The following is a 25,849-nucleotide window of genomic DNA, read 5'->3' on the forward strand; positions in this document are numbered from 1 at the left end:
CACCCTCTGACCGCATGGGGCCGCGACGCAACGAAAGCGAAGCGCATGCTGCTCAAGCCCTCGGCTTCATTCCGAGATAGGAATGAATGATGAACTTGGTACCCTGGATCGAGTAGTCGCCGGAATGGCTGGCGACGATGTTGAAGCGGCTGACGAGGTCGGCCCAGGCCTTGCGTTCGCCGGCCTCGGGGTCGGCCTCGTTGCAGTTCCAGTCGTCGAAGCAGAGCACGGCGCCCTTCGAGATCAAGCCGCGTTCGAAGCACGGCACCAGCGCGTCCATGGTCGACGAATACAGGTCGCCGTCGAAATGGATCAGCGCAAAGCGCGTATCGTCCGGGAGCAGCTTCACCGTGTCGGCGAACCAGCCCTCATAGATCTCGACCCGGCTCGGCGGAATGATCGCCTCGACCATGGTCCGCAGATCGGCGGCGCTGAGAATCCGGCAGCCGCCCTTCGACCAGGTGCCCGATTTCACATGCTGCGACTCGAGGTCGACCTGCGCGGTGATTTCCGGCAGGCCCTCGAAGCTGTCGAACAGGCGCAGCTTGCGCAGCGGCTGGTTCGGCTGATAGCGCGGGTCGAACACCATCGCGTTCGCCAGGGTGCGCGCGGTGAAGCCGCCCATGGTGCCGAATTCGGCGATGTCGCCTTTGACGTCGGCGCTGTTGATGTACATCGTGCTCAAGGTCAGCGTCCGCGCGATCTCCTTGGCGGGCAGGATCAGGACGTCGTCGACGTCGAAGAACAAATACGGCGCGCTGATCTTGTGGGCGTCGAGCCGCTCCAGGGCTTCGGTCTGCCGCGTCCGCGGCTCCGACGGTGCTTCGACGACCGGCGCGGGGGCCGGTTGAGGCGCCGGTTCGGGCTGCGGCTCCGCAGCGGCCTGCGGCCGTTCGGGGGGCGGCTGCCCCATCAGCGCGCGCTTGATCGAGCGCAGCTTGAACAGCGTCTGGGGGGGCAGGCCTTCGGCAATCGCCACCTTCAATGACTTCGTCATGACAGCCCCGTTCCCCGCCGCTCGCGATGTTCGCCGCCAATTTATAGATACATTTTGCAGAGATCGCAAAAGCGGCATGCGGGCTCTGCACTCGTTTTGCGTGGGTGTCGGCCGGCGAGGCGGCGCTGGTGGCCGAACTGGTCCTGCGTGCGCGTACACGACGAATTGGCCCGCATCTTCAGGTGCATCACCCCTGTCCAGTCCCGCCAGGAAAAATATTCTTCTTTCGTTTTATCGGAAAATATGGTTCTCTCTCGTCATCCCGCCTCATGCAGAGGGACGTACGCGTCGTCACGATACGTGGAGGTGGGCTGCGATGGACGTGAGGGCTGCGCCAGACGAGCGCTGGCCGGCGCGGACGGCGAAGTCGTGTGGTCCTGGCCTCTCGACGCTGAGGTCTGCGCAACGTGCCTTAAGGCGCGTTGTCGCAAATGGGGGCAAGAAAGCCGATCCCCAGGGAGAGCACGAAGGACACCGTTAAAACCAGTCGCGCGGGGAAGGCCGGGATGTCCCAGCCGAACCTGTGGTACCTGCCGCCTGCATTTTCTTTCGCAGGCGGGCCATGGGGGCGGCAGGCTCCCGGCCTTCCTCGCGCCCTCTCATGTCGAAAGGGCGACGATCAGATCACAGCTCGGGCGCCGATGCGTCGCGAGAGCGCCTGTCGACGCTCTCAGCTCACACTCATTCGAAGAAGATGAATTCGTGGTCGCCGGTGTAGCCGGAGCGCTTGAATTCGAAGGCCCATTCCTCAGGAGTGTGGAAGATGCGGCAGGTGAGCTGCCAGTACATCAGGTTCACCTTCTCGCGCTCGTTGCGGTAGCCCTCGACGCAGAGATATTTGGCGCCGCGGCTGACGCGCTCCATCTCGCGGAGCGCCGCATCGAGATCGTAGTTGTAGAGGTTGTGCAGCGTGTTGATCGAGATGACGAGATCGAAATACTTGTCCGGGTAGGGCAGCTTGGCGGCAGAGCCGACCTGGCAGAACTGCTTGACGCTCTCCATCGTGTGCTCGACGCCGTAGGATGAGATGTCGATGCCGGCGACCTCGAGATCCGGGATGGCCTCGCGGAAATCGTGCAGGATGAAACCCTTGCCGGAGCCGACGTCGAGCACGCGCATGCCCGGCTTGATGCCGTACGTCTCGATCATGGCGTCGGCGACCTTGCGCCAGCGGCCGTCATATTTGTAGCCGCCATAGCCGGTCTCGCGGCTGCCGTCCCAGTAGTCGTAGTCGAACTTGATCGCCATCTCCGCGACATCGGCCTTGTCGCGCTGGGTGACGCGCGCGAGATAGTCGCGCTTGGTCGATTTGTGGACGAGACTGACGAACTCGCGATAGGCCATGAATATCTCCGGGCGTGTGAGTGTCGGTTAATCGGATGTGGCGCCGATCAGGCTGAGCTGTGCCTCGGCCTTGGCGAGCTGCGCAGCGCAGCGCTGCGCCCAGGCGCCGGTGTCGGCGAAGGCGCGACGCGTGGCGCCGAGCGGCAAGAAGTCGTTCAGGATGATGCAGGTCCATTTGACCTGGTAGGCGTCGATCAGCAACCGGCAGCGCGCCACGCTGGCGGCGTCGAGCCCGAGGCCGTCCGTCAGCCGGTCGATGAAATGCTCGTGCACCGGCAGCGGCACCGGCACTTCAGGCTGGCAGAAGAAATCGGAGACCAGCTTGGCCGGGTCGTCGCGGCCGGCATATTCGAAGTCGAGGAAGGTGAGCTTGTCCTGGTCGTCGATCAGCGCGTTGTGGAAGCCGAAATCGGATGGCGACAGGCAGACCTGATCGGCGGGGATGGCGGCCTCGAAGGCGAGCCCTTCGGCCGCCGCTCCGCGCAGAATGGTTGCCTTCACCTCGGTCCAGGCCGGCTGCAGCCGCGCCGCCACGAATGCCCGGGCGTCGGCGACATGCGGCACCTCGGCATCGAGCGTGGCCAGTCGCGCCACCCGGCGCTCGACGGTGGCGAGGTGCTCGGCGAGGGAGAAGCAGGCTTCCGATCCTGGCGCCAGCGCGGGGCGGGGCGGGGCGTTCACCGCGAGCACGAAGTCGATCGCGGCATCGACATGGGCGGGCGCGAGCTCTGCCGCGGTCAGCTTGCGGCCTGCGACGAAGCTGTAGAGGCCCGCCTGCTCGGCGCGGTCGCAGGCCAAGGGCTCCGGCACGACGCGGACGCCGTGGGACCAGGCATGGCTGATGAAGCTCCACTCGGCGCCGAGCCGGTCGCGGGTGTCGCGCGCGTCGGTGAAGTAACGCTTGAGGACCAGCGGACCGTTTGCGGTGTCGACGCGAAAGACCTGGTTGTTGCGGCCGCCGGCGAGCCGGGTCAGCGCCGTCGGGCTCGCTCTGCCGGCCTGCGCGGTGAGGCGCTGCGCCAGCGCCAGCAGGGCGGCATCACGATCCGCGCCGGCGTCAGTGGGGGTCACGGACGACATCCGCCGCGATCTCGGCCCAGGAGACTCGGCGCTCGTACGGCACGGCCTTGGCCGCGAACTGGTTCTCCGGATCGAACAGCACCTTGCGCATGCCCTCGGGGAAGCCGGTCATGGCCAGGATCTCCGGCAGGTCGTCGACGAACAGCTCGCAGGCCAGCGCATGGGCCCGGGCGACCTTCTCGTCCTTGGTCAGCTCGAAGAACACCCGGTCAGGCGCGATCTGTCCGGGCGCTTCGCCCATCAGGCCGCGATCGGTCAGGAAGCCGCGCGCGGCGGCATGCATGTCGTGCTTGGGCCCGAGAATGGGGTGCTTCGTCTTATGACTGACGATGAACAGGTCATGGCCGGCGGCGCGGGCCGCCGTGACAAACGCGGCGAAGCCGGGGTAGGGCGACACCAGGTCCATGCGGGCGCCGTAGACATAGCCCTGCAGCTCGGTGAAGTCGTCCTTGCGCCCGCTGCCGTTGAGATGGTCGCGGACGCTGTTCTTGTCGCGGCCGAGATCGGCCGGGATCAGGCCGCGCTCGAGGGCTGCCGCATGAAACACGCCGTCATAGCAGGCGATCGTGTTGTCGAAGTCGATCCCGATCCGCATGGCTTGGACTTAACGCAAGGACATGTCGATCAGCGGACGGCCGACCTTGCCGGCGGCGAGATCGGCCAGCGCCTGGTCGGCCTGGGCGAGGCTGTAGGGCTTCGACAAGAGGTCCCGCACCGGGAAGCGGCCGGAGCTCAGCAGGCGCCCATAGCGTCCGTAATCGCGATCGGGCACGCTGTCGCCACCCCAGGTGCCGAGCAGGCTCTTACCCTGGTTGAACACGCCCGGATTCAGCGTCAGCGCCGCGCCATGCTTGGCATTGCCGATCACGACCGCGCGGCCGCCCTGCTGGCGGGTGGCGTTGACGGCCTGATCCATGACGCCCGGAATGCCGGAGGATTCGACCGCGAGATCAACGCCCTGCGGCACGATCTTCTTGATCTCGGCCAGCACGTCGGAAGCCGCGTCGATCACATGCGTGGCGCCGTAGATCTGGGCGAGCGCGCGGCGGGTCGGGTTGGGGTCGATGCCGATCACCGGCATCGCTCCGGCGAGGGCGGCGGCCATCAGCGCGTTCAGGCCGATGCCGCCGGTGCCGAACACGGCGACCGCATCGCCCGGCTGCACCTTCAGCACGTTGTAGACCGCGCCCATGCCGGTCGGCGCGGCGCAGCCGAGCAGCACCGCGACATCCATCGGCAGGTCCGGCGGCAGCAGGGTCAGGCGGTTCTCGCTGACGACGGCGTGGCGCTGGAAGGTGGTGACGCCGCCGGCGTTGACCTTCTTGCCGTCCCAGTCATAGACGGCGCCGCCGGCCTCGATGCCGCTGCCCTTGATCCAGGACAGCACGACCTTGTCGCCGACCTTGACCTTGGTGACGGCGCTGCCGGCCTCGATCACGGTGCCGGTGCCCTCATGGCCGAGGCAATGCGGCACCCATTTGTCCTCGCCCTTGTCGCCGCGCCACTCCATCACCTGCGTGCCGCAGGCGCCGGAATAGGCGATCTCGACCAGCACCTGGCCCGGCTTGAGGGCGGGGGTCTCGATCTCGGCCAGCACGAGCGGTTGGCCGGTCTGGACCAGCAGGGCAGCTTGGGTCTTCATGTGATGTCTCAGCTCAAGGCGTGGATGATCTTGTCCGCGATCTGGTGCCCGGTCAGGCCGAGCACCTCGCGGGCATATTCCTGTTCACCGGATTTCTTGAAGAAGGCATCCGGGGTGCCGAAGCGCAGGAATTTCTTCGCCGATGTCTCTGAATCGACGAGCCATTCCGACACGGCAGCGCCGAAGCCGCCGATCAGCGAATGCTCCTCGATGGTCGCAACCAGCTTGAAGCGGCTGAACGCCTGCTTGAGCTTGTCCTCATCCAGCGGCTTCACGGTGTGGAAGCTCACGACCTCGGCGGAGATGCCCTTTTCCTTCAGTCTGTGGCCGGCCTCGATCGCCTCGGGCAGCATGTTGCCGGTCGAGAGCAGGCACACGTCCGAGCCTTCTTCGATCGTGATCGCCTTGCCGATCTTGAAGTCAGCGATGGGGCCCTTGTGAACGACCGGCTCGCCCTTCTTGCCCATGCGGATGTAGACCGGCCGGTCCTGCTGCATTGCCGCGCGCAGGGCGCCGCGGACCTCGAAGGCATCGCCCGGGCAGATCACGACCATGTTCGGGATCGAGCGCAGGAACGAGATGTCCTCGCAGGCGTGATGGGTCGGACCGAGGCCGGAATAGGCGAGGCCGGCGCCGACCGCGACGATCGTCACCGGCGCCTCGTGATAGCAGACGTCGGTGCGGATCTGCTCCAGGCAGCGCGTCGTCACGAACGGGGTGATCGTATAGGCGACCGGGCGCAGGCCGTTCATGGCCATGCCGGCGGCGACGCCCATCATGTTGGCCTCGGCGACGCCGCAGTTGAAGAAGCGGCTCGGATGCTTGTCCTTGAACTTGTCGAACAGGCGGTTGCCGATGTCGCCCGAGAGCATCACGACGCGGCTGTCCTCATTGCCGAGCTTGGTCAGCTCGTCGGCGAAAGCATTTCTCATGACAGGCCGAGCTCCTTGAACGACTTGACGACTTCCTCAGCGGTGGGGGCGCGGTAATGCCAGTTGTTGTCGTCCTCCATGAACGACACGCCCTTGCCCTTGACGGTATGGGCGATCAGCGCCACCGGCTTGCCGGAGCCGTTCGGGATGTTCTGCATGGCCTCCGCCAGCGCGCCGACGTCATGGCCGTCGATCTCGTGCGCGTCCCAGCCGAAGGCGGCCCATTTGTCGCGCAGCGGCGCCAGCATCAGGGTCTCGTTGGAGCGCGCGGTGGCCTGCCACTTGTTGTAGTCGACCACGACGCAGACGTTTTCGAGCTTCTGGGCGGCGGCGAACATCGCCGCTTCCCACACCGAGCCCTCGTTGTTCTCGCCGTCGGACAGCAGCGCGAACACGCGGTAGGTCTCGCCCTTGATGCGGCCGGCCAGCGCCATGCCGCAGCCAAGCGGCAGGCCATGGCCGAGCGAGCCGGTGGCGGCCTCGACGCCAGGCAGCAGGTTCGCCGGCGGATGCTCGGCGAGCCGGCCGCCGTCCTGGCAATAGGTGTCGAGCTCCTCGATCGGGAAGTAGCCCTTCATCGCCAAGGTCGCGAACAGCGCCGCGGCGGCGTGGCCCTTCGAGAGGATGAAGCGGTCGCGCAGCGGATCGGTCGGGTTCTTCGGGTCGATGTTCAGGACGTGCCAATAGGCGGCGGTCATCGCATCGGCGCAGGACAGCGAGGAGGCGAGATGCGCGGCCTGCGCCTTGTGCGACATCTCGATGATCTTGCCGCGCAGCTTCGCGGCCTGCGCCTTCAGGGCGGCCACGTCGGGCTTGGCCGCGGTGTTCCGGACTGCCACGTTCATCGTGCTCTCCAGTCGCGCTTTCGTTTGAAAGCGCAGGGGTCTCGATCAGGGTTTATGTTCGTACTTGGTCGGCAGCTTGGCCATGACATCCTCGAAGCGTCGCGCCCAGGCGATGACGTCGTCGATGCCTTGCTCCAGCGAGAACGTGTCGCGCCAGCCGAGCTCGGTGCGCAGCTTGAAGCTGTCGAGCGTGTAGGCGGTGTCCTTGCCGGGCCGCTCGGGGCCGATCTCGACGCAATCCTCGAAGTTCTTGCCCAGCCGGGCGAGGATCATCTCGACCAGCGTGCGGATCGACACCAGCTCGTAGCCGGAGATGTGATAGGTCTCGCCAAGCTTGCCGCTGCGGCCGATCTTGACCGTCGCGTCCGACACGTCGGTCATGTGGATGAAGACGCGGACCGACTTTCCGCCGCCGTCGAGCCGCAGCTTCTGCCCGGTCATCGCGGCGACGATGGTGCGCGGCACGATGCGGTAGAGCTGCTGGCCCGGGCCGTAGACATTGGCCGCGCGGGTGAAGACCACGGGGAACTGGTAGTTGGCGAAATAGGTCCGCAGGCTCATGTCGCCGGCGGCGCGCGACACCGCATAGGGCGTCGACGGGTTGAACGGCGCGTCCTCTCGCACCCAGCCCTCGGTCGAGCCATAGACCTCCGGCGTCGTGACATGAACGTAGCGATCGAGGCCGTCATAGTTGCGCAGGATGTCGTGCAGGCGGACGGCGGAGACGACGTTGGTCATCATCCAGTGGTCCGGGTACAGCCAGCTCTCGCCGACCATGCTCTGCGCCGCGAAGTTCACGACATGGGTCGGCCGCTCGGCCACCAGCAGCGCCTTCAGCGCATCGAGATCGTGGTTGAGGTCGACGCGCTTGAACCGCACGTTGCCTGGGCGCTTCTGCCATTTGTAGGGCAGGAACGCATCATGCGGCTCGTCCGAGCGGCTGGTCGCGATCACGTCGTGACCGGCGGCAGCCAGGAAGTCGACGAAGGTTGCGCCCGAAAAGGAGTTCGAGCCGAGGATCAGGTACTTTTCGTTCGCAGCCATCGTCCTTGCCCGTCAGACCTCGCGCGTCGTGATGATGTCGCCGCGCTGGGCGTACAGCCACTGCATGATCATGTGGCCGATCACCATCTGCGCGTCCTCGGCGATCTGCATGTCGTCGACCGCGAAATGGATCGGCACGTCGGCCAGCGCCTTGGCCTTGCCGCCGGTGAAGCCGAGTACGGCATAGCTGGTCATGCCGAGCTTCTTGCCCTCTTCGAGCGCCTTCAGGATGTTCGGCGAGTTGCCGGAGCCGGAGAAGGTGATCAGCACGTCGCCCTTGCGTGCGAGCACCGCGAGCTGCAGCGAGAACACCTGGTCATAGCCTTCGTCGTTGGCGAGGCAGGTGATCACCGACGGGTTCGACGACAGCGAATGCACGCGCAGGCCGGAGCCCGGCGTCTTCGACAGCGCATAGAGGAAGTCGTTGGCGAGATGGTTGGCGTTGCCGCCGCTGCCGCCATTGCCGCAGAAGAACACCTGGCGGCCGGTCTGCCAGCAGTCGCGCAGATCGTAGGCGAGCTTCTCGACGGGGGACCAGTCGAAATCCTTCAGCACGGTGCTGAAGCGGCTGGTGTAGTCGGCGAACAGGCTGCCGGGGGTCTTGAAGGCCAGGACGTTCATTTCACGACCTCCTTCTCCATCCATTTCAGATTGTACCAGCGGTCCTCGTTCTTGAGCTGGCCTTGCGAGTACATGCCGATGATTTCCTTGATCGCGTCCTCCACCGTCTTCTTCGGGCGGAAGCCGGTCGCCAGCAGGCGATCGGAGTTGACGCGATAGCTGCGCGGATCGTTCGAGGGCGTCACGATGACCTCGGCCGGCACGTGCTTGGTGACCAGATTGGCGATGTCGAGGATCGAGATGTTCTCGAAGCCGGCATTGTAGACACCGGTGTGCTCAGGATGATCGAGCAGGAACAGATAAAGATCGGTGATGTCGTCGATATGAATGTTCGGGCGGGTCTGGTCGCCGCCGAACACCGTGATGCGGCCGTTCATCAGCGCCTGCATCGTCAGCATGTTGACGGAAACGTCGAGCCGCTGGCGCGGGGAGTAGCCGCACACGGTGGCGGGACGCACGATCTGCACCACCATGTCGTCCTTGTAGGACAGCACGATGCGCTCGCCGCACATCTTGGTCTTGTTGTACTCCGAGATCGGCAGCAGCTCGAGATCCTCGGTGACCTGCTCCTCTTCCTTCACGCCGTAGACGCTGCCGGAGGACGCGTAGATGAAGCGCTTGATGCCGTGGCGGTAGGCGCGATCGGCGAGCTGCATCGTGGCGAGGCAGGAGATCTCCCAGGTCAGCTTGGGATCGAGATCACCGCAGGGATCATTGGCGACGCTGGAGAGATGAATGATGGCATCGACGCCGGTGAGGTCGATGGCGTCGGGATTGCGCACGTCGCCCTGGACGACGGTGAGATCCGGATGCGGATCGAGGAAGTTGCCGAACCACATGATGTCGAATGCGACGACCTTGTGGCCGGCCTTCAGGAGCTTCGGCACGAGCACGCTGCCCTTGTAGCCGCACGCTCCGGTCACGAATATCTTCATCTGAGCAATCCCCGTGGCTCGCCTGTCGTGTCGCCGGCTGGCGCGTCGCGCGCACCTTTATACAAATTGGCGGGGGAAGGCGACCAGCCCAGCGGCGAAAATCGCCCGTCAAGCGTCCCCGCCACGGCGCGGTTCGTGATTAAACTCCAAATGGGCCCGGCGCAAGCTTTCCGGGTTACCGATATCCCGATGATAACCGCTGGTTTCCACGCACAAAATGCGTCCCAAATAGTTGGGGATGATTTCGGTGGAGAGATCGACGATCGGCTTTCCCAGCGCGGCGATGTCGGCGATGACGGCGGGATCGAAGACGTAGACCGCGCCATTGGCGAGGTTCCCAGGCGGATTTTTGACCTTCTCGTGGAAGGCGATCACCCTGTGCTGAGCATCCAGCTCGAGAATCCCGCACGAGCTCGGATCGTCGGTCCGGAACGCGAGCATCGTCATGATGCAGCCGTCAGGGCGGTTGCGATGGGCGGCGAGCAGCCCTGCGACGTCGAAATCGGTCAGATTGTCGGCATGGGCCACGAGGAACGGCTGGTCGCCGAACCAGGTGCGGTTCGCAAGCACGGTGCCGCCGGTCCCGAGCAGTTCATCTTCGTGAACGAGATCGATCCGGTCGCGCCAGCGCGACTGCCCGACGTGCGCGCGAACCTGCTCGGCGAGCCAGTGCGTGTTCAGCAACGCCCGCTCGATGCCGCCTTCGAAGACGAGGTCGAGCCAATAGTCCAGCAAGGGTCGGTCGTGCACACGCACCAGGCATTTCGGCGTCGTATTGGTCAGCGGGCGCAGCCGGCTTCCGATCCCCGCCGCGAGCAGGAGGGCACGCATGTCGACATCCTACTCCTGGCTGAATCCGGTCTCGTCGATTTCCCGCACCAGCTCCGCCGTCGTCAACGGCAGGTTGCCGACGCGGGAAACCTGGAGCGCGGCCGCCAGCGATCCGAGATAGGAGGCCTGCCAGATATCGGCGCCCGCGCGCAGGCCCATCGAGCAGGCCATGAAGAAGCTGTCGCCGGCGCCGGAGACGTCCTTCGGCGACGGATTGAACGCCGGCAGGCGGTCGGAGGTGAAGATGCCCTCTGCCATCGTATTGATCAGCGCGCCCTCAGCGCCGAGCGTGATCACGAGGTTCTTGGTGCGGGCCCGTTCGACCAGGCGCTCGCTGATGACGGCGAGACCGGAAATGAAGTCGTTCAGCGCGACGCGGGCCTCGCGCTCGGTCGGCGTCAGCAGGGTCATGCCCTTGAAGCGCGAGACGTCGCCGGTCTGCGAGGACACCTGGCTGTCGGCCGCCATCATCACGCCCTGCGCGCGGGCGCGATCGGCGATCGCGTCGACCAGATCCTGCGGCAGGCAGCCGTAGTTGAAGCAGGAGAACAGCAGCAGATCGCAGGTCTTCAAGGCGCGCTCGACCGAGGTCAGCATCTGCCGCTGAAGGTCGGCATCGGAGGCGTGCTGGCGCAGATGATTGACGCGCAACAGCGTCTTGTTGAGCGCGCGAAAACGCTGCTTGCGCGTGGTCGGCCGGCTCTGGTCGGTGAAGGCGTTGAAGTTCACCCCATGCTGTTCCAGCGTGTTGCGGGCGAACCGCGCCGCTTCATCGTCGCCGACCAGCGTGAAGAACTTCACGTCTGCGCCCAGGCCATGCGCATGGGCCGCAACCGCGCCAGCGCCGCCGACGAAGGTACGGGTCATCAGCGGCGTCACGACGATGGTCGGATCTTCCTGGGACATGCCGACCGCATCGCAAGTGACATATTCGTCGACGATCAGGTCGCCGATAACGGCGACTCGCATGCCGGAGAGCTTGCGGAGCAGGTCCTTCAGATTCCCGATCTCGAAGCCGTGGCGCCTTGGAAATTCCTGCGGCTTGCGGACCGTGGAGATGTCGATGTTGGCGTCGCGTTCCAGCAGCGACAGCGACGCAAAGCGCAATTCACCGGACGAGAAGATCAGCCGTCCGCCATAGGCGTCCACGGCCTCCTGCTCTGGATTGGCGCGATCCTCGAACTCCTTGCCCTTGACGACAACGGTCGGCTTCAGATGCGCGATGAAGTCGGACGCCGACGTTTCCAAGCGCACGACATGGTGCACAAAGGCGATGGAACGCACATTTTCGAGGCGCATGTCCTGCGCCAGGGTCACGCCTGGCGTCGAATCGGGATTGACGCCCACGACCAGCACGTCGGCCTGCTCGGCAGCGAACTTCAAAAGCCGTAAATGTCCGGGGTGCACGACGTTGAAATTGCCGGACACGAATGCAATCGTCTGCCCGGAGTCACAGGAGGCGCGAACCGTCTGACAGGCCAGATCCATCTCACTCATATCGATCACCTGATCCAAGGAATTCGCCTCCGGCTCGATCGGGCTGAGGTCGGACAATCGGCCACCGTGTCATTCGCCGGCCGAGCGACTCCGATGCAAAGCGTCGCTGTCGCCCGGCACATCTGCACCGCGAATCCCGTTCCGATCTGCATCTTTCATGCTCGACATTGATTTCGTTGCGAAAAAACAAGCGCGGTCCCGCGATCGGAGCGATGGAGGGGCCGGCGGCCGATCATTTCCAGTGGTCTCTTTATCAGGTGTGCGCAGCAGCACAAACAGTCCTGTTAGCTTACGGTTGTGTGGTCGCGTCGGAACGCGGCTTCCGGAGAGCTCATCGTCCTTTCACGGCGATGCTCAGCGCCTGTGCTGGCGAATCAGGCGGAGGATGGATCCGAGGACGCTCCGACGAGAGACGGGCAGCGGCGCGCTGGTGGGCGGGCTCCGCGGAAAAGCCTCGGAGACGCAAGTCTCTCGCAGCATGCCTCAGTGATAGAGATCGAACTGTTCGCCCTGTCCCTTTTCGAGATCGGCAGCCAAGGCGCTGCGGTCGATCCGCGGAAACAGCTTGCTGAACTCGGGCCGGTTCAGCAGGGCGAGGTAGGTCTTGAGCATGCCCCTTTCCGAGGGATGCGCAGGATCGAAGAAGTTGCCGGAATCGCGCGATATCTCGGTGCGGCTCATATCGAAGAACTGGATCCCAAGCTGCGCAAATCTTTCGGCGGTCTGTGGGCTCCTGATCTCGCGCCAGAGTCCGGAATAGGGCCAATAGGCCTCATCGGTGTCGAGAAAGGCGCCAGCGCTTTCCAGGAACGGATATTGGATCGCAACCACCGAGAACCCGCGCTCGCGGGAAAGCCTGGACAGTCGCTCGATCTCGCCAAATTCGCGTTCGCTGAGATGAGGGGCGCCCGGAAACGAGGAGGTGACGTATTGAGCGCCGCGCGCCAAGGTTTCGGCCGCTGCATTTCGATAGGGCGGTGCGACCATGACGGAACCATCCCTGCGGAAGCCGAACTTGCCGCGGATTGCCTCCGTGCCGACGAGCCTGTTGTTGTCAACGGGCTCGAGTTGCGGCGTCATCATGGCCGAACGGATCGCATCGAGATCTCCGTGATTCCGCATGACGAAGTCCGCGACGTCGTGCAGCTTCCGCCGATGCGAATCGATGCCTTGGGCGAAGTCCATCGTGCGCTCTTTCCGCCAGACGTCAGCGAGGAAGTCGCCAAACAGGAAGTAGTCCAGCGCCACGACGACCACGCGCGGCTTCGCCACCGTGGTCGCTCGATCGACGAAATCCACAACGTGCGTGAGAGGCCAGGCCGTCAGGCACGCATTGTAGGCCACGTAGGGACGGAACATCTGCTCACGCGCCTGACCGCAGCGCGAGCTTCCCACCAGCAGAACCTCGGGTTGGACCTGTTTGATTCGTTCGAGCTTGTAGGGAGCGTAGTCCTTGAAGGTGCCGAGCCAGACCATCCGTTCGGTGCGCGATTGCTCGGCTGCGAGCACCGAGAGTGGGACGGTCGCGCCCAATCGCCAGCCGACCCATTCGAATACAGCCAGCAGCGGCAGGAAGACGATGGCGAACAGCGCCACTATGATCGCAAGATACCGCGCCAAAGTTCGAGCCCGCCTTGGTGATTGTGCTTCGGGATTAAGCGAGTAATCCGCGCCGTGCTGGAAGTTGATTGCGCCAGAATCAGGCTAATGGCTGGGCGTGACCGCTGCAAGCGGATGATGCGCCGCCGGCACGCCGTCCGCCCGGACAGCCTCGGCGAGAACATATCCGCCTTCGTAACGCCGAATATCGGTGGGAAGGGCCCGAGGCCCGTCGCTTGCCATCTGCTGCGCATTCAGAATTGGAAGTAGAGGAACTGGGAGGTGTCTCCGGCAATGATGTTCATCAGAACCGCCGCCACGAGCGCAATCGAAGTTCCGATGGCCCACGGCAGGGACGGCCGCCACTTCAGGTTCAGAATGCTCCAGGGACGAGGGTTGTGGTAGGTTTCCAGCCCGACTTTCCAGCGCTCGAACATCGTGTTCACGTTGGGGAGCGTGAAACAGGCGACATAGCCTGCCAGGATCGCGATCATGAGGCGCGGATCGACGAGGTTCGTTGCCGTGATCTTCTCCGGGTTGGACAGGGCAAGCATTCCCTTGATGAGCCTGACCGCGGCATTCGGATTGTCGGCCCGGAAGAAAACCCATGCCAGAACCACGACGAACTGTGTCAACAATAGCGCCGCCACCGCATACCAGGCGGTCGCCGACAGGCGGGTGAGGCCCGGTCGCTGCGCGACGAATTTGCTCCAGCGATGATTGACGATCAGAAACAGCCCGTGCAGCGCTCCCCAGATGATGAAGGTGAAGCCTGCTCCGTGCCAGAGACCGCCGAGCAGCATGGTGGCGAAGAGGTTGGCGTTTCTCCGGTGCTCGCCGTAGCGGTTGCCGCCGAGCGGGATGTAGAGATAGTCGCGCAGGAAGCGCGACAGTGAGATATGCCAACGGCGCCAGAATTCGACGATGCTCAGCGACTTGTAGGGGGAATCGAAGTTGAAAGGCAGCCGGATCCCGAACATGATCGAAATGCCGATCGCCATGTCGGAGTAGCCCGAGAAATCGAAATAGATCTGCAGCGAGTAGGCGAGCGCGCCGCCCCAGGCGTCCATCAGGTGAAGGTGGCTCGAATTGGCGGCCTGGAACACGGGATTCGCGATCAGGCCGAACCCGTCCGCGATGAACGACTTCTTGAAAAGTCCAATGGTCAGAATCGTGAGGCCGACCGCGACCTTCTCGATGGAAATCCGTCGGCTCTCCTCCGAGCCGAATTGCGGCATCATCTCGCGGTGATGCAGGATCGGACCCGCGACCAGATGCGGGAAATACGTGACGAACAGGCCGTATTTCACAAAGCTTCGTTCATCGGAATACCCGCCATAGACGTCGGCGAGGTAGGCGATCTGGGTGAAGGTAAAGAACGAAATGCCGAGCGGGAGAACGATCGCGAGCGAGGGGTGCTTCGACGCGGTGATCGCATTGAGGATCTGGATGCCGAAATTCGTATATTTGTAGAACGCGAGCGCGGCCAGGTTGAGCGTGACGGCAGCTGAAAACAGGCCGGTGCGGAGCTTGCCGGTCTGTCCGGCAATCAGCAGACCCATCGTATAATTGAAGACGATGGAGATTATGATGATCGGGACGAAGTGAATGTCCCAATAGCTGTAGAAGGTGAGCGACGCCGCGCCGAGCCAGCTGAGGCGCACGACGGGAGCGGCGAAAAAGCGAGCCAGCAGAAAATAGCCGACCAGGGTCACCGGCAGGAACAGGAACAGAAACTCAAACTGCGTGAAGAGCATAACAAGTTTCTTGATGTTGCTGCATATTGCGCTGCTTTATCAATGATTGAGGGCGCTGCCAAGTTGGGCGCACCTCTCGCGATGCGAATTTCGGGGGATGTCGCTCCCTGACGACAGCGACGTGGGACCAGCCTCTCGACTGGGGCGGACACTTTTCGATCAATGATTCTTCTGCTATGGCAGCTCAACTCGACCAACGACGCCAATCCAATGATGCCATGATGGGGTTTCGCGCAATCACTCTAGCCGATGGCCGCCGCGGCCAAGAAACCCCTCGATGGACCATGCCGATGACATCTCGATAGGTCTGCGCTCTCGCGCGCAAAGCAAGCTGGGGAGGAGTGGAAAGCCCTCTGTTCCACCGGCTGACGTCGTGTCTAGACTCTCGTTGTCGGAGCCGAAGCAGCTGCCACGACACCCACCGAGACAACCTATCGAGCGGGAATTGCGTCATGTCGACAGTCGGCCGTTCTGCACCGGAAAAGTCAGCTGAACCGGGCGGATTCGGGCGCTATCTCATCGCAGTCGGAATTGTCGGCGTGGCGGCCGCGCTCGCGTTTTCGCTCGGTCTGTCGCTCTTTTCGTCGGACGTGTGGACGTTGCGTGATGGGCTGCTGCAGATTCCACGGGAAGGCGACACCAACTGGTATCGTGATTTCGGCGGCCGCAGCATTCCGCAGATCCAGGACCAGGATATCTTCTACAGCAATCTGGGAGGATCGGTCGAAGCCGCAAAGCAGGCCGATCTCGTCTTTCTCGGCCCGTCCTTCGTCAGCTATGCGGTAGACCGGCAGACGCTCGCGCAATCACCGGTGCTCGGTCGATTGGGGATCTACAACATGGCCTTCGTGGGCATTCGCGGCGGGGAGTACTCGCGGCTCGTGATCCAGCGCTGGAAAATCCGTCCGCGTTTGTGGGTCATCAATGCCGACGATCAGTTCGTGCACTTTTTCAGCAACGATCTCAGCGTCACTCTTGGTCCGCAGAAGCAGCCCATCGCCGCCGTCCAGCGCAACCGAATGCGGGGGTACCTGACGGTGATCGGCCGCAATCTGCATTGGCGCATCGAGGACCTCGTTGCGGCCTATCAGAATGGCCATTTTTCGCCCACCGGCCTCTATCGCAACATCACGGACGGCGACATGGGGCTGGATGCCAATCCGGGCTATGTCGCCGCGGGCAACAAGCCGATGCTATCGGCCCGTGATCCGGACTGTCATACGACCCCCGCGATTGTCGACTATGCGAAGAGATTTCTCCACGAGGTGGGCGGAGAGGTCGTGCTCACACTGGTCCCGCACAGCCAGTCCTGCGTCCAGCAGGCGGCAGAGCTGGCGAAGGAATTGAACATCGAACTGATCGCGCCGCCATTCGATGGCCTGACGACGATCGACGGCGGCGGCCATTTGGACAGGCACGGCGCGCAAGTCTTTACGAGCTATCTCGCTCGCGAGATCGTCAAGACGGCGGCTTTCAAACGGGCATTTCCAGTCGGAACTGGCGACGGCAAATGATGCCGATGTTGCTGAATTCCAGCCAAGGAGCCGCCGGCTCCACGCGGGTTCGTCCGACACGCTTCGTCCGAGCCATCGAGGGCCCTCGCTCAAGGTGGGGCTCCCCGAGACTAATCGCCACCGGGGCTTAGAATTCTGAATTCTCATTTCGTCCAGTTTTGCTTGCGTTCATCCCCATGTTCGGCTTGGAAAATTCCCGGCACCTCTGTTATAGCTGCGATCCAATCGGCTCAATCCTTGGTTGGCATTTGCGGCGGCGATGTCTGCACGGGGAATTCTCGCATTGGACCCGGCGAGCGTACTGTCCTCATCCCGAGACGTGATCCTTGGCGCGCAGGCGACTTGAACGGCCGGTCGTCCAGGCTCCGCCTTGATCCGAACGCGCGGAATCCGGGATTTCAAGGTTGTGTGGAACTTGGTCGTATGAAACTGCAAAAGCAAAGGCCGATGCGCGGCGGCCGCCGACGGATTGTCTACCAGGTCTTCGTTATAGTCGGAGCGACCCTCAACCTGCTGCCGCGACGCGCGGTGTTCTTTGGTCTGGTCATCGCTTTCGCCGCGAGACTTCCACTCCGGCGGCGCCTGGCTCAGGCGTATTTTCCCTATGTGACGTCGCATCTTGCAGCTCGGCCGGAGTTTCGTTTTTCGACGGCTCTCAGCCGATATTTCCCCGGCCCTTCGATTCAAGCCCTGAGCAGCATCGGCGCCTATGGCGAGGCGGCCGGGACTGTCGGCCGCGAAACCTTGGCGTTCGATGATGCGGAGACCAGATACGCGCTGGTTCGATCCTTGTTCGAGCTGGGCGAGTTTTCGGAAGCGCGCGATGCCGCGGCGGGAGCGAAGCCCGAACAGCTCGAAGCGATGGTCGATCTCGCCTTCTACAAGGCCATGGTCGACGTGATCGGAGGGGATGACGCGGCGGCGCTCGACGCCATGTTCTGGGCGTGTCGGAGCAGCCTGCATTTTCTCCGTCCCCACCAGAACATCGCGGCTCGGAATTCACCGTATTATGTCCCGAACAGCCTCGACTTCCTCTGCGGCGCTCGAGGCCGGCTGTTCGACCTGTGCAACTTCACGGGCCAGCGTGTGATGCATGTCGGTCGCGGCGAGACTGCAATTCGGTTGTACGAGCGCGCCTTGGATGCGCAGCAGGAACTGCGGGCATCGCCGCCACCGCTTTCTGATGAGTTGAAGCGTCTGCTCGACCGGCTCGGCGTCACCTTCGATACGTTGCGGCTCGTTCCTGAGGAATGGGCGACGCAGATCGGCCATCTGGGCATGCTCGACATTCTGTTTCGGATGCGAGCGCTGGGCTGGTGGTCAGGCGAAGCCGTGATCGTCGTCCGTCCCGATAGCATCGCCAACGCGGTCTTCTTCAAGCTGTTTGAGAGTTTCGGCAAGGTCGTGGTGATCGGTGAAACCGTGTCCGAGCGACTGGGTGAGGAACTGCTGTCCCTGCAGCGCTGGTGCGGGTTGAACTTCAACGCGTTCAGGTTGCCCGATGGGCGGGTCGTTCCCTGGCAGGATGCGGGAGCGATCGCCATCGAGCAATGGGAGCGCGAGGGAAGAGGGCATCCGTTGCGTGATGCCTACGATCGGAGCGCGGCCGCCGCAACGGCTCGCTTCGACGCGTTCCGTTCCAGATACGGCATGAAGCCCGACGACTGGTATGTGTGCCTGCATACCCGGGACGCAGCGCATTATTTCGAGTTCATGGGCACAGGGCAGACCCACCGCAATGCGCCGATCGAGACGTCTCTGGACGCCATTCGTCTGGTCACCTCCCGTGGCGGATGGGTCGTCAAGCTCGGCGGTCCGAACTCGCCGCGGCTTCCTCCGATGGCGCGCACGATCGACTACGCGCTGAGCGAATTCAGATCGGAGCCGATGGACATCCACCTGATCCGCCACGCCCACGCCTTCATCGGGACGACGTCCGGGTTGACGAATGTCGCTGTCAGTTTCGGTATTCCCTGTGCGATCGTGAATGCGATCACGACCGACGCCCAGCTGTGGAACAGCAACGTCCGTTTTGCCCTCAAGCCCGTCAGACTGGCAGACGGTACCGTACTGACGCAGCACCAACTGACAACGTCGCCCTGGCGTTGGCGCGTGTTCGACGCGGCCGTGCTGGGCCGGAGCGGTGCGCATCCAGAGACCAACTCGGCGGACGACATCCGCCACACGGCGGACGAGGTCCTGGCCGTCGCCGACGGTCGGTTGGCCGAATTCGAAGCTGGTCACGATGGCGCGCGACTGTTGTCGCGCTGGAGGCGCGCGCTGGAGCTGCCCTATTACTATGGCACCAGCCGTCCGAGCCTCGGTTTCCTGGCCAATCATGAGACGGAGTTGCTGCACGACACCGGTGAGGGTGACTGAGCCATGCAGAGGGGGGACGAAGCGGCGGAGATGGCACCATGTGCGGCATAGCCGGCCTGTTTCGCCCCGGCGGAGCTGACGAGGCCCAACTGGCCGGGATCGTCGAACGGATGACGGCGGCGCTGGCGCATCGCGGCCCCGATGCGTCCGGCAGTTGGATCAGTGCTGCGAGGGGAGTTGCCTTCGGACATCGCCGTCTGGCGATCCTCGATCTCTCCGAGGCCGGGGCGCAGCCAATGCACAGTGCCTGCGGACGCTACACCGTCACCTTCAACGGCGAGATCTACAACCATCTCGATGTCCGTGCCGAGCTGGAGGCCGCCGGCGCCGCACCGAATTGGCGCGGTCATTCCGACACCGAAACGCTGCTCGCCGCGATCAGCCGATGGGGCGTTGAGCCGGCGCTTCAGCGCCTGATCGGCATGTTCGTCGTCGGGCTCTGGGACGCCGAGACTCGGCAATTGATCCTGGTGCGCGACCGCTTCGGCGAGAAGCCGCTGTTCTACGGCTGGAGCGGCGCCGATCTGGTGTTCGGCTCCGAGCTCAAGGCGCTGGCGGCGCATCCGTCCTGGGCGCCGTCGCTCGACCGCGCGGCGCTCACGGCGTTCATGCGCTATTCCTACGTGCCTGCGCCCGCCACGATCTGGACCGGCATCCGCAAGCTGCCCCCGGCGTCGTTCGTGCGCTTCTCCGCGGATGCGGCTCCCGACAGTTGGCCCGCGCCGCAACCCTATTGGTCGCTGCGCGATCGCGTTGTCGCCGCCCAGGGCGATCGCATTGCCGACGAGCGCGAGGCCGTCGATCGGCTGGAGCAGTTGCTGTCGGTCGCCGTGAAGCGGCAGTGCCTGTCGGACGTGCCGCTCGGCGCGTTCCTGTCCGGTGGCGTCGATTCATCGACCATCGTGGCCTTGATGCAGGCGCAGTCGGGCCAGCCGGTCCGCACCTTCAGCATCGGTTTTGCCGAGGGCGGCTACAACGAGGCCGAGGATGCCCGCAGGGTCGCCCTGCATCTCGGTACCGATCATACCGAGCTGTATGTCGATGCGCGGACCGCGATGGACGTGGTACCGAAGCTGCCGCGGATCTACGACGAGCCGTTCGCCGACTCCTCGCAGATCCCGACGCATCTGGTCGCTCAGCTCGCGCGCCGGCACGTGACCGTCGCATTGTCAGGTGACGCGGGCGACGAGCTGTTCGGCGGCTACAACAGGCATGTCTGGGGCGGCACGCTGCAGGCGCGCCTGGGCCGTGTGCCGATGCCGCTGCGGCGCGCGATCGGTGTCGTGCTCGGCGCGATTGCTCCGGAGCCGGCCGATACGGTCCTCAGGGCGCTGCAGCCGCTGTTGCCGGCTCGACTGAAGGTTCGGCATGCCGGTGATCAGGTCGCCAAGCTCGGCCGCGTCATTGCCGCCGACGGCTTTGATGGCCTCTACCGGGCGCTGTGCTCGGTCGATCAGGATCCGGCCGGGACGGTGGTGGGCGGCACGGAGCGGGAGAGTTGGGCGGGGAACGAGATGCGGCAGCTTGCGGCGAAGCTCGATCCGCTCGACCGCATGACCCTGGCGGACTCCCTCAGCTATCTCAGCGACGACATCCTGCAGAAGGTCGATCGCGCGGCGATGGCAGTGGCGCTGGAGACGCGCGTGCCGTTCCTCGACAAGGACGTCGTCGAGTTCTCGGCCAAGGTGCCTTCCGGCATGAAGGTGCGGGACGGCCGCGGCAAATGGCTGGTTCGGCAGGTGCTATATCGCCACGTGCCGGCTGAGATGATCGATCGGCCGAAGACGGGGTTCAGCATTCCGCTCGACGCGTGGCTGCGCGGGCCGTTGAAATCCTGGGCATCGGATCTGCTGTCGCCGGAGCGGCTGAGGCGGCAGGGTCTGTTCGATCCGGTGCGGGTGACGCGCATGTTCGACGAGCACGTCAGCCGCCGCCATAATCATTCCTATTGGCTGTGGAACGTGCTGATGGCGCAAGCTTGGCACGACGAATGGGCGCGCGCCGCTTAGAGCATGATCCGGAAAAGTGGAAACCGGTTTTCCGAAAAGATCATGCTCAAACAAAGAGATGAGATCATGATGCGATTCCTTGGAATCGCATCATGATCCAGGTCAGTCTTCGACCGTCGCGGGAACCGCGAGGCGGCCGGCGCCCTTTTCGGCGCTGAGGATCCACACCAGCCCACCCATGCCGCCGACGATGAAGTAGACCGCGCCGAACAGGATCGAGACGACGGTGCCGTCGGCAGGCGCCAGGCCGGCATAGCCGAACGCGATCATCATCGTCGCCTCGCGCACGCCCCAGCCTGCGATCGAGATCGGCAGCATCGTGATCAGCATGATCGGCGGGGTCAGAAGGAACAGTTGTTCGAACGCGGCGGGCGCCGCGATGGAGCGCACGGCGCACCAGGCGATGACGACCGCCAGCACATGGATCGACAGCGACAGCACGGCGATCTTCGCAGCGGTGCCTGGGCCGAAGATCACCTTGTTCGCGATCACCGAGCAGGCATAGACGTGCCGCGTCGGCCACCACGCCTTCATCCATTTGGCCGGCAGATAGCCGATGGTGAGGAAGCCGACGCCGGCGGCCAGCGCCGCCGCGTCGACCAGCACCAGGGCCAGCCGCCCGTGCTCGTCGGCGATCATGCCATAGCTCCACGGCAGGCTCGCGACGATGATCAGTGCCAGCGCAATGAAGCCGACGGCGCGGTCGGTCAGGATCGAGTAGCTGGCTGCGCGCCAGCCGGCGCCGGTGCGCCCGATCAGCCACAGACGCACGGCGTCGCCGCCGATCGAGGACGGCAGGGTCTGATTGAAGAAGGCGCCGATCATGTTGTAGCGGAACGCCTGCATGTCCGTCAGCGGCGCGCCGCACAGCGCCGAGATCTCGCGCCACCGCAGGGCACCGATGAAGATCTGCACCAGCGTGATGGCCACCGCAAGTCCGATCCAGCCGATATTGATCTGGCTGAGCCGCTCACGGATCGCCGCAAAGTTGATCCCGCGCAGAGCGAGATACAGCAGAGCCAGCGACACCACGATCCGGAGGAGAAGAATCAAAAACGCACGCATGCCAGGCTGGCTTCGCTCTTGGTTGAAACGCTCCAAGCCGAGTGCGATACGCGCAACTCCCGTCCTGGCAAGGCTGGACCCCGGGTCCAGGGGGAGCCGTAGCCGCCCCTTGCGGTCCTGATGCCCCGGTGGCTAAACAGTCGCAGGGGTGGCGTCAATGGCCTCCGAAACGACCGGAATATCAATTTATGTCTCATGGCCGGAAGATTGCGGTGATAGGCCTTGGCTATGTCGGCCTGCCGGTCGCGGCTGCGTTCGCGCGGGCAGGCTGCCCGGCGATCGGGTTCGATATCGATGCGGTCCGGGTCGCGGAGCTGAAGGACGCAAGGGACCGGACCTGCGAGGTCGATGCGGCCGATCTGCGCCGGCCGGGCCTGCGCTTCACCAGCGAGCCGGATGATATCGCGACTGCCGATTTTTTCATCGTTACCGTTCCGACCCCGATCGACAACGCAAGGCGGCCCGATCTCGGCGCCATGCTGGCCGCGACGCGCACGGTGGGAGCCGTTCTGAAGCGCGGCGACATCGTCGTCTACGAGTCGACCGTATACCCGGGCGCCGTCGAGGAAGACTGCGTCCCGCTGCTGGAGAGCAGCTCGGGGCTGAAGGCGGGGACGGATTTCAACGTCGGCTATTCGCCGGAGCGCATCAATCCCGGTGACAAGACGCATCGCTTCGAGACCATCACCAAGGTGGTCTCGGCACAGAATCCGCAGACGCTCGCGATCGTCGCCGCCGTCTACGGCTCGGTCGTCACCGCTGGCATCCATCGCGCGCCCTCGATCAAGGTCGCCGAGGCGGCCAAGGTGATCGAGAACACCCAGCGCGACCTCAACATCGCGTTCATGAACGAGCTGTCGCTGATCTTCCAGGCACTGGAGATCGATACCGGTGACGTGCTCGCCGCCGCCGCCACCAAGTGGAACTTCCTGCCGTTCACGCCCGGCCTCGTCGGCGGTCACTGCATCGGCGTCGATCCCTACTACCTCACCTACCGCGCCGAGAAGGCGGGCTATCATCCCGAGGTCATTCTGGCGGGCCGCCGCATCAACGACGAGATGGGCCGGCGCATCGCGCGCGAATGCATCCGCGGCTTGCTGCGGCGGAAGGGCCGGGGTGGCCTCGTCACCATTCTCGGCATGACGTTCAAGGAGAACGTGCCGGACATCCGCAATTCGCGCGTGATCGACATCATCAGCGAATTGCAGTCGTTCGGCGTCGAGGTGCAGGTCGCCGATCCACTGGCCGATGCTGCGGCCGTGCATGAGGAGTACGGCATCGGCCTGACGGCGATCGAGGCGCTGCGTCCGGCCGACGCGGTCGTGCTGGCCGTGTCGCACGATCGATATCTCGCCGGAGGCTGGCCTCTCGTACAGGGCCTGCTGCGCGAGGAGAGCGGCCTCGTGCTCGACGTGAAGATGAAGCTCGACCGCGCGAGCAAACCCGCCGCCATCGAACTGTGGCGACCCTGACGGAGCGACCATGGCTGATCATCCCATCCTCGTGACCGGCGCCGCCGGGTTCATCGGATTTCACCTGTCGCAGCGGTTGCTCGCCGACGGACGCCAGGTGATCGGCATCGACAACGTCAATGCCTACTACGATCCGAAGCTGAAGGAAGCGCGTCTCGACATTCTCAAGAGGCAGCCCGGCTTCACCTTCCACAAGCTCGATCTGGTCGACCGCGCCGGCATCAAGGCGTTGTTCGCTCAGCATCGCTTTCCAGCCGTGGTGCATCTCGCCGCCCAGGCCGGCGTGCGTTACTCGCTGGAAAATCCGCACGCCTATGTCGACGCCAATCTCGAAGGCTTCATCAACGTCCTCGAAGGCTGCCGCCATCATGGCTGCGAGCATCTGCTGTTCGCCTCGTCCTCATCGGTCTATGGCGCCAACACCAAGCTGCCGTTCTCGGTCAGGGACAATGTCGATCATCCGATCAGCCTCTATGCGGCGAGCAAGAAGGCCAACGAGCTGATGGCGCATTCCTACAGCCATCTGTACCGGCTGCCGGCGACCGGTCTGCGCTTCTTCACGGTCTACGGTCCCTGGGGCCGGCCCGACATGGCCATGTTCATCTTCGCCAAGGCCATCCGCGCCGGACAGCCGGTCAAGCTGTTCAATCATGGCCGCATGCGGCGTGATTTTACCTATGTCGACGACATCGTGCAGGCCATCGTCCGCCTGCTCGGCCGGCCGCCACAGGGAAACCCGGATTGGGACGGAAACAGGCCCGATCCGTCGAGCAGCCGGGCGCCATGGCGGATTTACAATATCGGCAACAATCATCCCGAACAGCTGATGGACGTGATAACGCTGCTGGAGAAGGAGTTCGGGCGGCCAGCCATCAGGGAGATGCTGCCGATGCAGCCCGGCGACGTCGAGGCGACCTACGCGGATGTCAGCGACCTCGAGCGCGACATCGGCTTCCGGCCGGCGACCTCGATCGCCGACGGCATTGGGCGTTTTGCAAAATGGTACCGCGAGTATCACGGGATTTGACGGATTGATTTCATGACCGGACGCATCATTCCTCTCATCATGTGCGGCGGCGCCGGAACCCGGCTGTGGCCGGCCTCGCGCGAGGTCAGGCCGAAGCAGTTCCTGCCGCTGTTCGGCGCCCGTTCCACGTTCCAGGACACGCTGCTGCGCGTCTCCGATGCCGATCTGTTCGAGCGGCCGATCATCATCACCAATCTGGCCTATCGGTTCATGGTGCTGGAGCAACTGGCCGAGATCGGCATCGAGGCCGACGTCCTGCTGGAGCCGATGCGGCGCGATTCAGGCCCGGCCATCGCCGCTGGGGCGGCCTTCGCCCAGTCGCGCCATCAGGATGCCGTCGTGCTGGCGCTCGCCGCCGATCACGTCGTTCGCGACACCCCGGCTTTTCTCGCGGCGTGCCGCCAGGGGCTCGCGGCCGCCGAGGCCGGCCGCATCGTCACCTTCGGCGTCAATCCGGAGCGCGCGGCCACAGAATACGGCTACATCAGTCCTGGCGCGCCGGTATCCGGGGAGGTGCGGGCGGTCGCAAAATTCGTCGAGAAGCCGGACCAGCCGACCGCCGAGCGCTACATCCGCGAGGGCTATCTCTGGAACAGCGGCAACTTCATGTTCCGCGCGTCGGTCCTGCTCGACGAATACCGCAAGTTCGATAGCGACAGCGTGCAGACGGTCACCAACTCCGTTGCCAAGGCCGGCCGCGACCTCAGCTTCATCATCCTCGACTCCGACGCCTTCGCCGCGGCCAAGCCGATCTCGATCGACTATGCCGTGATGGAGAAGACCGAGCGGACGGCCGTGGCCCCGGTGTCGTGCGGCTGGTCCGACGTCGGCTCCTGGCATGCCGTCTGGGAACTGTCCGACAAGGACGGGCAGGGCAACGCCGCGCGCGGCACCGCCGTGTTCGAGGATTCCCGCAACTGCAACGTCGTCACCGACAAGGCGCTGGTCGCGCTCGAAGGCGTCGACGATCTCGTCGTGGTGGCGGCGCAGGATGCCGTGCTGGTGTCGCGCCAGCGCGATGCCAACGGCTTGAAGCGGCTGGTCGCCAAGCTCAAGACCGTCGCGCCGGAGGTCACCGAGGCGCACATCAAGGTGCACCGGCCCTGGGGCAGCTATCAGTCGGTCGACAATGGCGAGCGCCACCAGGTCAAGCGCATCATCGTCAAGCCCGGCCAGCGGCTGTCGCTGCAGAAGCACTATCACCGGTCCGAGCACTGGATCGTGGTGCGCGGCGCGGCGCGGGTCACGGTGAACGAGAC

At 64.2% G+C, this 25,849-nt stretch carries 21 protein-coding genes; 6 read left to right on the forward strand and 15 right to left on the reverse strand.

The genetic code is table 11. The features are described 5' to 3' along the window. Positions 1 to 52: 52 nt before the first annotated feature. The 14 genes from QX010_RS30770 to QX010_RS30835 form a co-directional block, all read right to left on the reverse strand. The gene (locus QX010_RS30770; protein WP_316183384.1) at positions 53 to 997 is read right to left on the reverse strand and encodes a TylF/MycF/NovP-related O-methyltransferase; all 945 of its coding nucleotides are present in this window, start codon (positions 995 to 997) and stop codon (positions 53 to 55) included. Between the two features lie 681 nt (positions 998 to 1,678). Further along, entirely contained in the window at positions 1,679 to 2,341 is a 663-nt protein-coding gene (locus QX010_RS30775) for a class I SAM-dependent methyltransferase (protein ID WP_315805294.1), read from the reverse strand. 27 nt (positions 2,342 to 2,368) lie between these two features. Continuing rightward, positions 2,369 to 3,412 (reverse strand): aminoglycoside phosphotransferase family protein, encoded by a 1,044-nt coding sequence (locus QX010_RS30780; protein ID WP_316183385.1) that lies wholly within the window; start codon positions 3,410 to 3,412, stop codon positions 2,369 to 2,371. Beyond that, positions 3,399 to 4,016 (reverse strand): hypothetical protein, encoded by a 618-nt coding sequence (locus tag QX010_RS30785; protein ID WP_315805296.1) that lies wholly within the window; start codon positions 4,014 to 4,016, stop codon positions 3,399 to 3,401. Before QX010_RS30785 ends, QX010_RS30780 begins: the two co-directional genes overlap by 14 nt. Positions 4,017 to 4,025: 9 nt before the next feature. Beyond that, positions 4,026 to 5,063 carry a zinc-binding dehydrogenase gene (locus tag QX010_RS30790; protein WP_316183386.1) on the reverse strand — a complete coding sequence of 346 codons (1,038 nt, stop codon included), beginning with the start codon at positions 5,061 to 5,063 and terminating at the stop codon, positions 4,026 to 4,028. 8 nt (positions 5,064 to 5,071) lie between these two features. Continuing rightward, positions 5,072 to 5,995, reverse strand: a complete 924-nt coding sequence (locus tag QX010_RS30795; RefSeq protein ID WP_316183387.1) for a transketolase family protein — start codon at positions 5,993 to 5,995, stop codon at positions 5,072 to 5,074. Continuing rightward, positions 5,992 to 6,840: a transketolase gene (locus QX010_RS30800; RefSeq protein ID WP_316183388.1), complete on the reverse strand. Its 849-nt coding sequence runs from the start codon at positions 6,838 to 6,840 to the stop codon at positions 5,992 to 5,994. Before QX010_RS30800 ends, QX010_RS30795 begins: the two co-directional genes overlap by 4 nt. 45 nt (positions 6,841 to 6,885) lie before the next feature. Continuing rightward, positions 6,886 to 7,884 carry an NAD-dependent epimerase/dehydratase family protein gene (locus QX010_RS30805; RefSeq protein WP_316183389.1) on the reverse strand — a complete coding sequence of 333 codons (999 nt, stop codon included), beginning with the start codon at positions 7,882 to 7,884 and terminating at the stop codon, positions 6,886 to 6,888. A 12-nt stretch (positions 7,885 to 7,896) separates the two neighbouring features. After that, positions 7,897 to 8,505: an SIS domain-containing protein gene (locus tag QX010_RS30810; RefSeq protein ID WP_316183390.1), complete on the reverse strand. Its 609-nt coding sequence runs from the start codon at positions 8,503 to 8,505 to the stop codon at positions 7,897 to 7,899. Continuing rightward, positions 8,502 to 9,440, reverse strand: a complete 939-nt coding sequence (locus QX010_RS30815) for an NAD-dependent epimerase/dehydratase family protein (RefSeq protein ID WP_257170486.1) — start codon at positions 9,438 to 9,440, stop codon at positions 8,502 to 8,504. Before QX010_RS30815 ends, QX010_RS30810 begins: the two co-directional genes overlap by 4 nt. 108 nt (positions 9,441 to 9,548) lie before the next feature. Continuing rightward, complete coding sequence (locus QX010_RS30820) at positions 9,549 to 10,271, reverse strand: nucleotidyltransferase family protein (protein WP_316183391.1); 723 nt, start codon at positions 10,269 to 10,271, stop codon at positions 9,549 to 9,551. A 9-nt stretch (positions 10,272 to 10,280) separates the two neighbouring features. Continuing rightward, positions 10,281 to 11,768 (reverse strand): PfkB family carbohydrate kinase, encoded by a 1,488-nt coding sequence (locus tag QX010_RS30825; RefSeq protein WP_410051472.1) that lies wholly within the window; start codon positions 11,766 to 11,768, stop codon positions 10,281 to 10,283. 483 nt (positions 11,769 to 12,251) lie between these two features. After that, complete coding sequence (locus QX010_RS30830; RefSeq protein WP_316183392.1) at positions 12,252 to 13,388, reverse strand: hypothetical protein; 1,137 nt, start codon at positions 13,386 to 13,388, stop codon at positions 12,252 to 12,254. A gap of 233 nt (positions 13,389 to 13,621) precedes the next feature. Next, on the reverse strand, positions 13,622 to 15,124 hold the full coding sequence (locus QX010_RS30835) for an MBOAT family protein (protein WP_316183393.1): 1,503 nt from the start codon (positions 15,122 to 15,124) through the stop codon (positions 13,622 to 13,624). A 452-nt stretch (positions 15,125 to 15,576) separates the two neighbouring features. Between QX010_RS30835 and QX010_RS30840 the strand changes: the two genes are divergently transcribed. From QX010_RS30840 to asnB, 3 genes are all read left to right on the forward strand, one after another. Then, a complete protein-coding gene (locus QX010_RS30840) occupies positions 15,577 to 16,638 on the forward strand; it encodes a hypothetical protein (RefSeq protein WP_316183394.1) in 1,062 nt (353 codons plus the stop codon). A 423-nt stretch (positions 16,639 to 17,061) separates the two neighbouring features. Further along, positions 17,062 to 19,017: a TIGR04372 family glycosyltransferase gene (locus QX010_RS30845; RefSeq protein ID WP_316183395.1), complete on the forward strand. Its 1,956-nt coding sequence runs from the start codon at positions 17,062 to 17,064 to the stop codon at positions 19,015 to 19,017. Between the two features lie 38 nt (positions 19,018 to 19,055). Further along, complete coding sequence (asnB, locus tag QX010_RS30850; RefSeq protein WP_316183396.1) at positions 19,056 to 21,026, forward strand: asparagine synthase (glutamine-hydrolyzing); 1,971 nt, start codon at positions 19,056 to 19,058, stop codon at positions 21,024 to 21,026. Between the two features lie 102 nt (positions 21,027 to 21,128). On the opposite strand, the gene QX010_RS30855 is transcribed toward asnB, so the two are convergent. Continuing rightward, positions 21,129 to 22,091 carry a lysylphosphatidylglycerol synthase transmembrane domain-containing protein gene (locus tag QX010_RS30855; protein ID WP_316183397.1) on the reverse strand — a complete coding sequence of 321 codons (963 nt, stop codon included), beginning with the start codon at positions 22,089 to 22,091 and terminating at the stop codon, positions 21,129 to 21,131. A 188-nt stretch (positions 22,092 to 22,279) separates the two neighbouring features. Between QX010_RS30855 and QX010_RS30860 the strand changes: the two genes are divergently transcribed. From QX010_RS30860 to QX010_RS30870, 3 genes are all read left to right on the forward strand, one after another. Beyond that, a complete protein-coding gene (locus tag QX010_RS30860; protein ID WP_316183398.1) occupies positions 22,280 to 23,563 on the forward strand; it encodes a nucleotide sugar dehydrogenase in 1,284 nt (427 codons plus the stop codon). Between the two features lie 10 nt (positions 23,564 to 23,573). After that, complete coding sequence (locus QX010_RS30865) at positions 23,574 to 24,590, forward strand: NAD-dependent epimerase (RefSeq protein WP_316183399.1); 1,017 nt, start codon at positions 23,574 to 23,576, stop codon at positions 24,588 to 24,590. A 12-nt stretch (positions 24,591 to 24,602) separates the two neighbouring features. Next, the coding region (locus QX010_RS30870; RefSeq protein WP_316183400.1) for a mannose-1-phosphate guanylyltransferase/mannose-6-phosphate isomerase at positions 24,603 to 25,849 on the forward strand (1,247 nt) is incomplete at its 3' end.

Origin of the sequence: Bradyrhizobium sp. SZCCHNRI1009 (genome assembly GCF_032487575.1) — a bacterium.
Lineage (GTDB): Bacteria > Pseudomonadota > Alphaproteobacteria > Rhizobiales > Xanthobacteraceae > Bradyrhizobium.

What these genes read in the sequence shown, in the direction of transcription:
- QX010_RS30770 (WP_316183384.1), bottom strand. Translation starts at nt 997, where the DNA reads ATGACGAAGTCATTGAAGGTGGCGATTGCCGAAGGCCTGCCCCCCCAG.
- QX010_RS30775 (WP_315805294.1), bottom strand. Translation starts at nt 2,341, where the DNA reads ATGGCCTATCGCGAGTTCGTCAGTCTCGTCCACAAATCGACCAAGCGC.
- QX010_RS30785 (WP_315805296.1), bottom strand. Translation starts at nt 4,016, where the DNA reads ATGCGGATCGGGATCGACTTCGACAACACGATCGCCTGCTATGACGGC.
- QX010_RS30790 (WP_316183386.1), bottom strand. Translation starts at nt 5,063, where the DNA reads ATGAAGACCCAAGCTGCCCTGCTGGTCCAGACCGGCCAACCGCTCGTG.
- QX010_RS30795 (WP_316183387.1), bottom strand. Translation starts at nt 5,995, where the DNA reads ATGAGAAATGCTTTCGCCGACGAGCTGACCAAGCTCGGCAATGAGGAC.
- QX010_RS30800 (WP_316183388.1), bottom strand. Translation starts at nt 6,840, where the DNA reads ATGAACGTGGCAGTCCGGAACACCGCGGCCAAGCCCGACGTGGCCGCC.
- QX010_RS30805 (WP_316183389.1), bottom strand. Translation starts at nt 7,884, where the DNA reads ATGGCTGCGAACGAAAAGTACCTGATCCTCGGCTCGAACTCCTTTTCG.
- QX010_RS30810 (WP_316183390.1), bottom strand. Translation starts at nt 8,505, where the DNA reads ATGAACGTCCTGGCCTTCAAGACCCCCGGCAGCCTGTTCGCCGACTAC.
- QX010_RS30815 (WP_257170486.1), bottom strand. Translation starts at nt 9,440, where the DNA reads ATGAAGATATTCGTGACCGGAGCGTGCGGCTACAAGGGCAGCGTGCTC.
- QX010_RS30820 (WP_316183391.1), bottom strand. Translation starts at nt 10,271, where the DNA reads ATGCGTGCCCTCCTGCTCGCGGCGGGGATCGGAAGCCGGCTGCGCCCG.
- QX010_RS30825 (WP_410051472.1), bottom strand. Translation starts at nt 11,768, where the DNA reads ATGAGTGAGATGGATCTGGCCTGTCAGACGGTTCGCGCCTCCTGTGAC.
- QX010_RS30835 (WP_316183393.1), bottom strand. Translation starts at nt 15,124, where the DNA reads ATGCTCTTCACGCAGTTTGAGTTTCTGTTCCTGTTCCTGCCGGTGACC.
- QX010_RS30840 (WP_316183394.1), top strand. Translation starts at nt 15,577, where the DNA reads ATGTCGACAGTCGGCCGTTCTGCACCGGAAAAGTCAGCTGAACCGGGC.
- QX010_RS30845 (WP_316183395.1), top strand. Translation starts at nt 17,062, where the DNA reads ATGAAACTGCAAAAGCAAAGGCCGATGCGCGGCGGCCGCCGACGGATT.
- asnB (WP_316183396.1), top strand. Translation starts at nt 19,056, where the DNA reads ATGTGCGGCATAGCCGGCCTGTTTCGCCCCGGCGGAGCTGACGAGGCC.
- QX010_RS30855 (WP_316183397.1), bottom strand. Translation starts at nt 22,091, where the DNA reads ATGCGTGCGTTTTTGATTCTTCTCCTCCGGATCGTGGTGTCGCTGGCT.
- QX010_RS30860 (WP_316183398.1), top strand. Translation starts at nt 22,280, where the DNA reads ATGTCTCATGGCCGGAAGATTGCGGTGATAGGCCTTGGCTATGTCGGC.
- QX010_RS30865 (WP_316183399.1), top strand. Translation starts at nt 23,574, where the DNA reads ATGGCTGATCATCCCATCCTCGTGACCGGCGCCGCCGGGTTCATCGGA.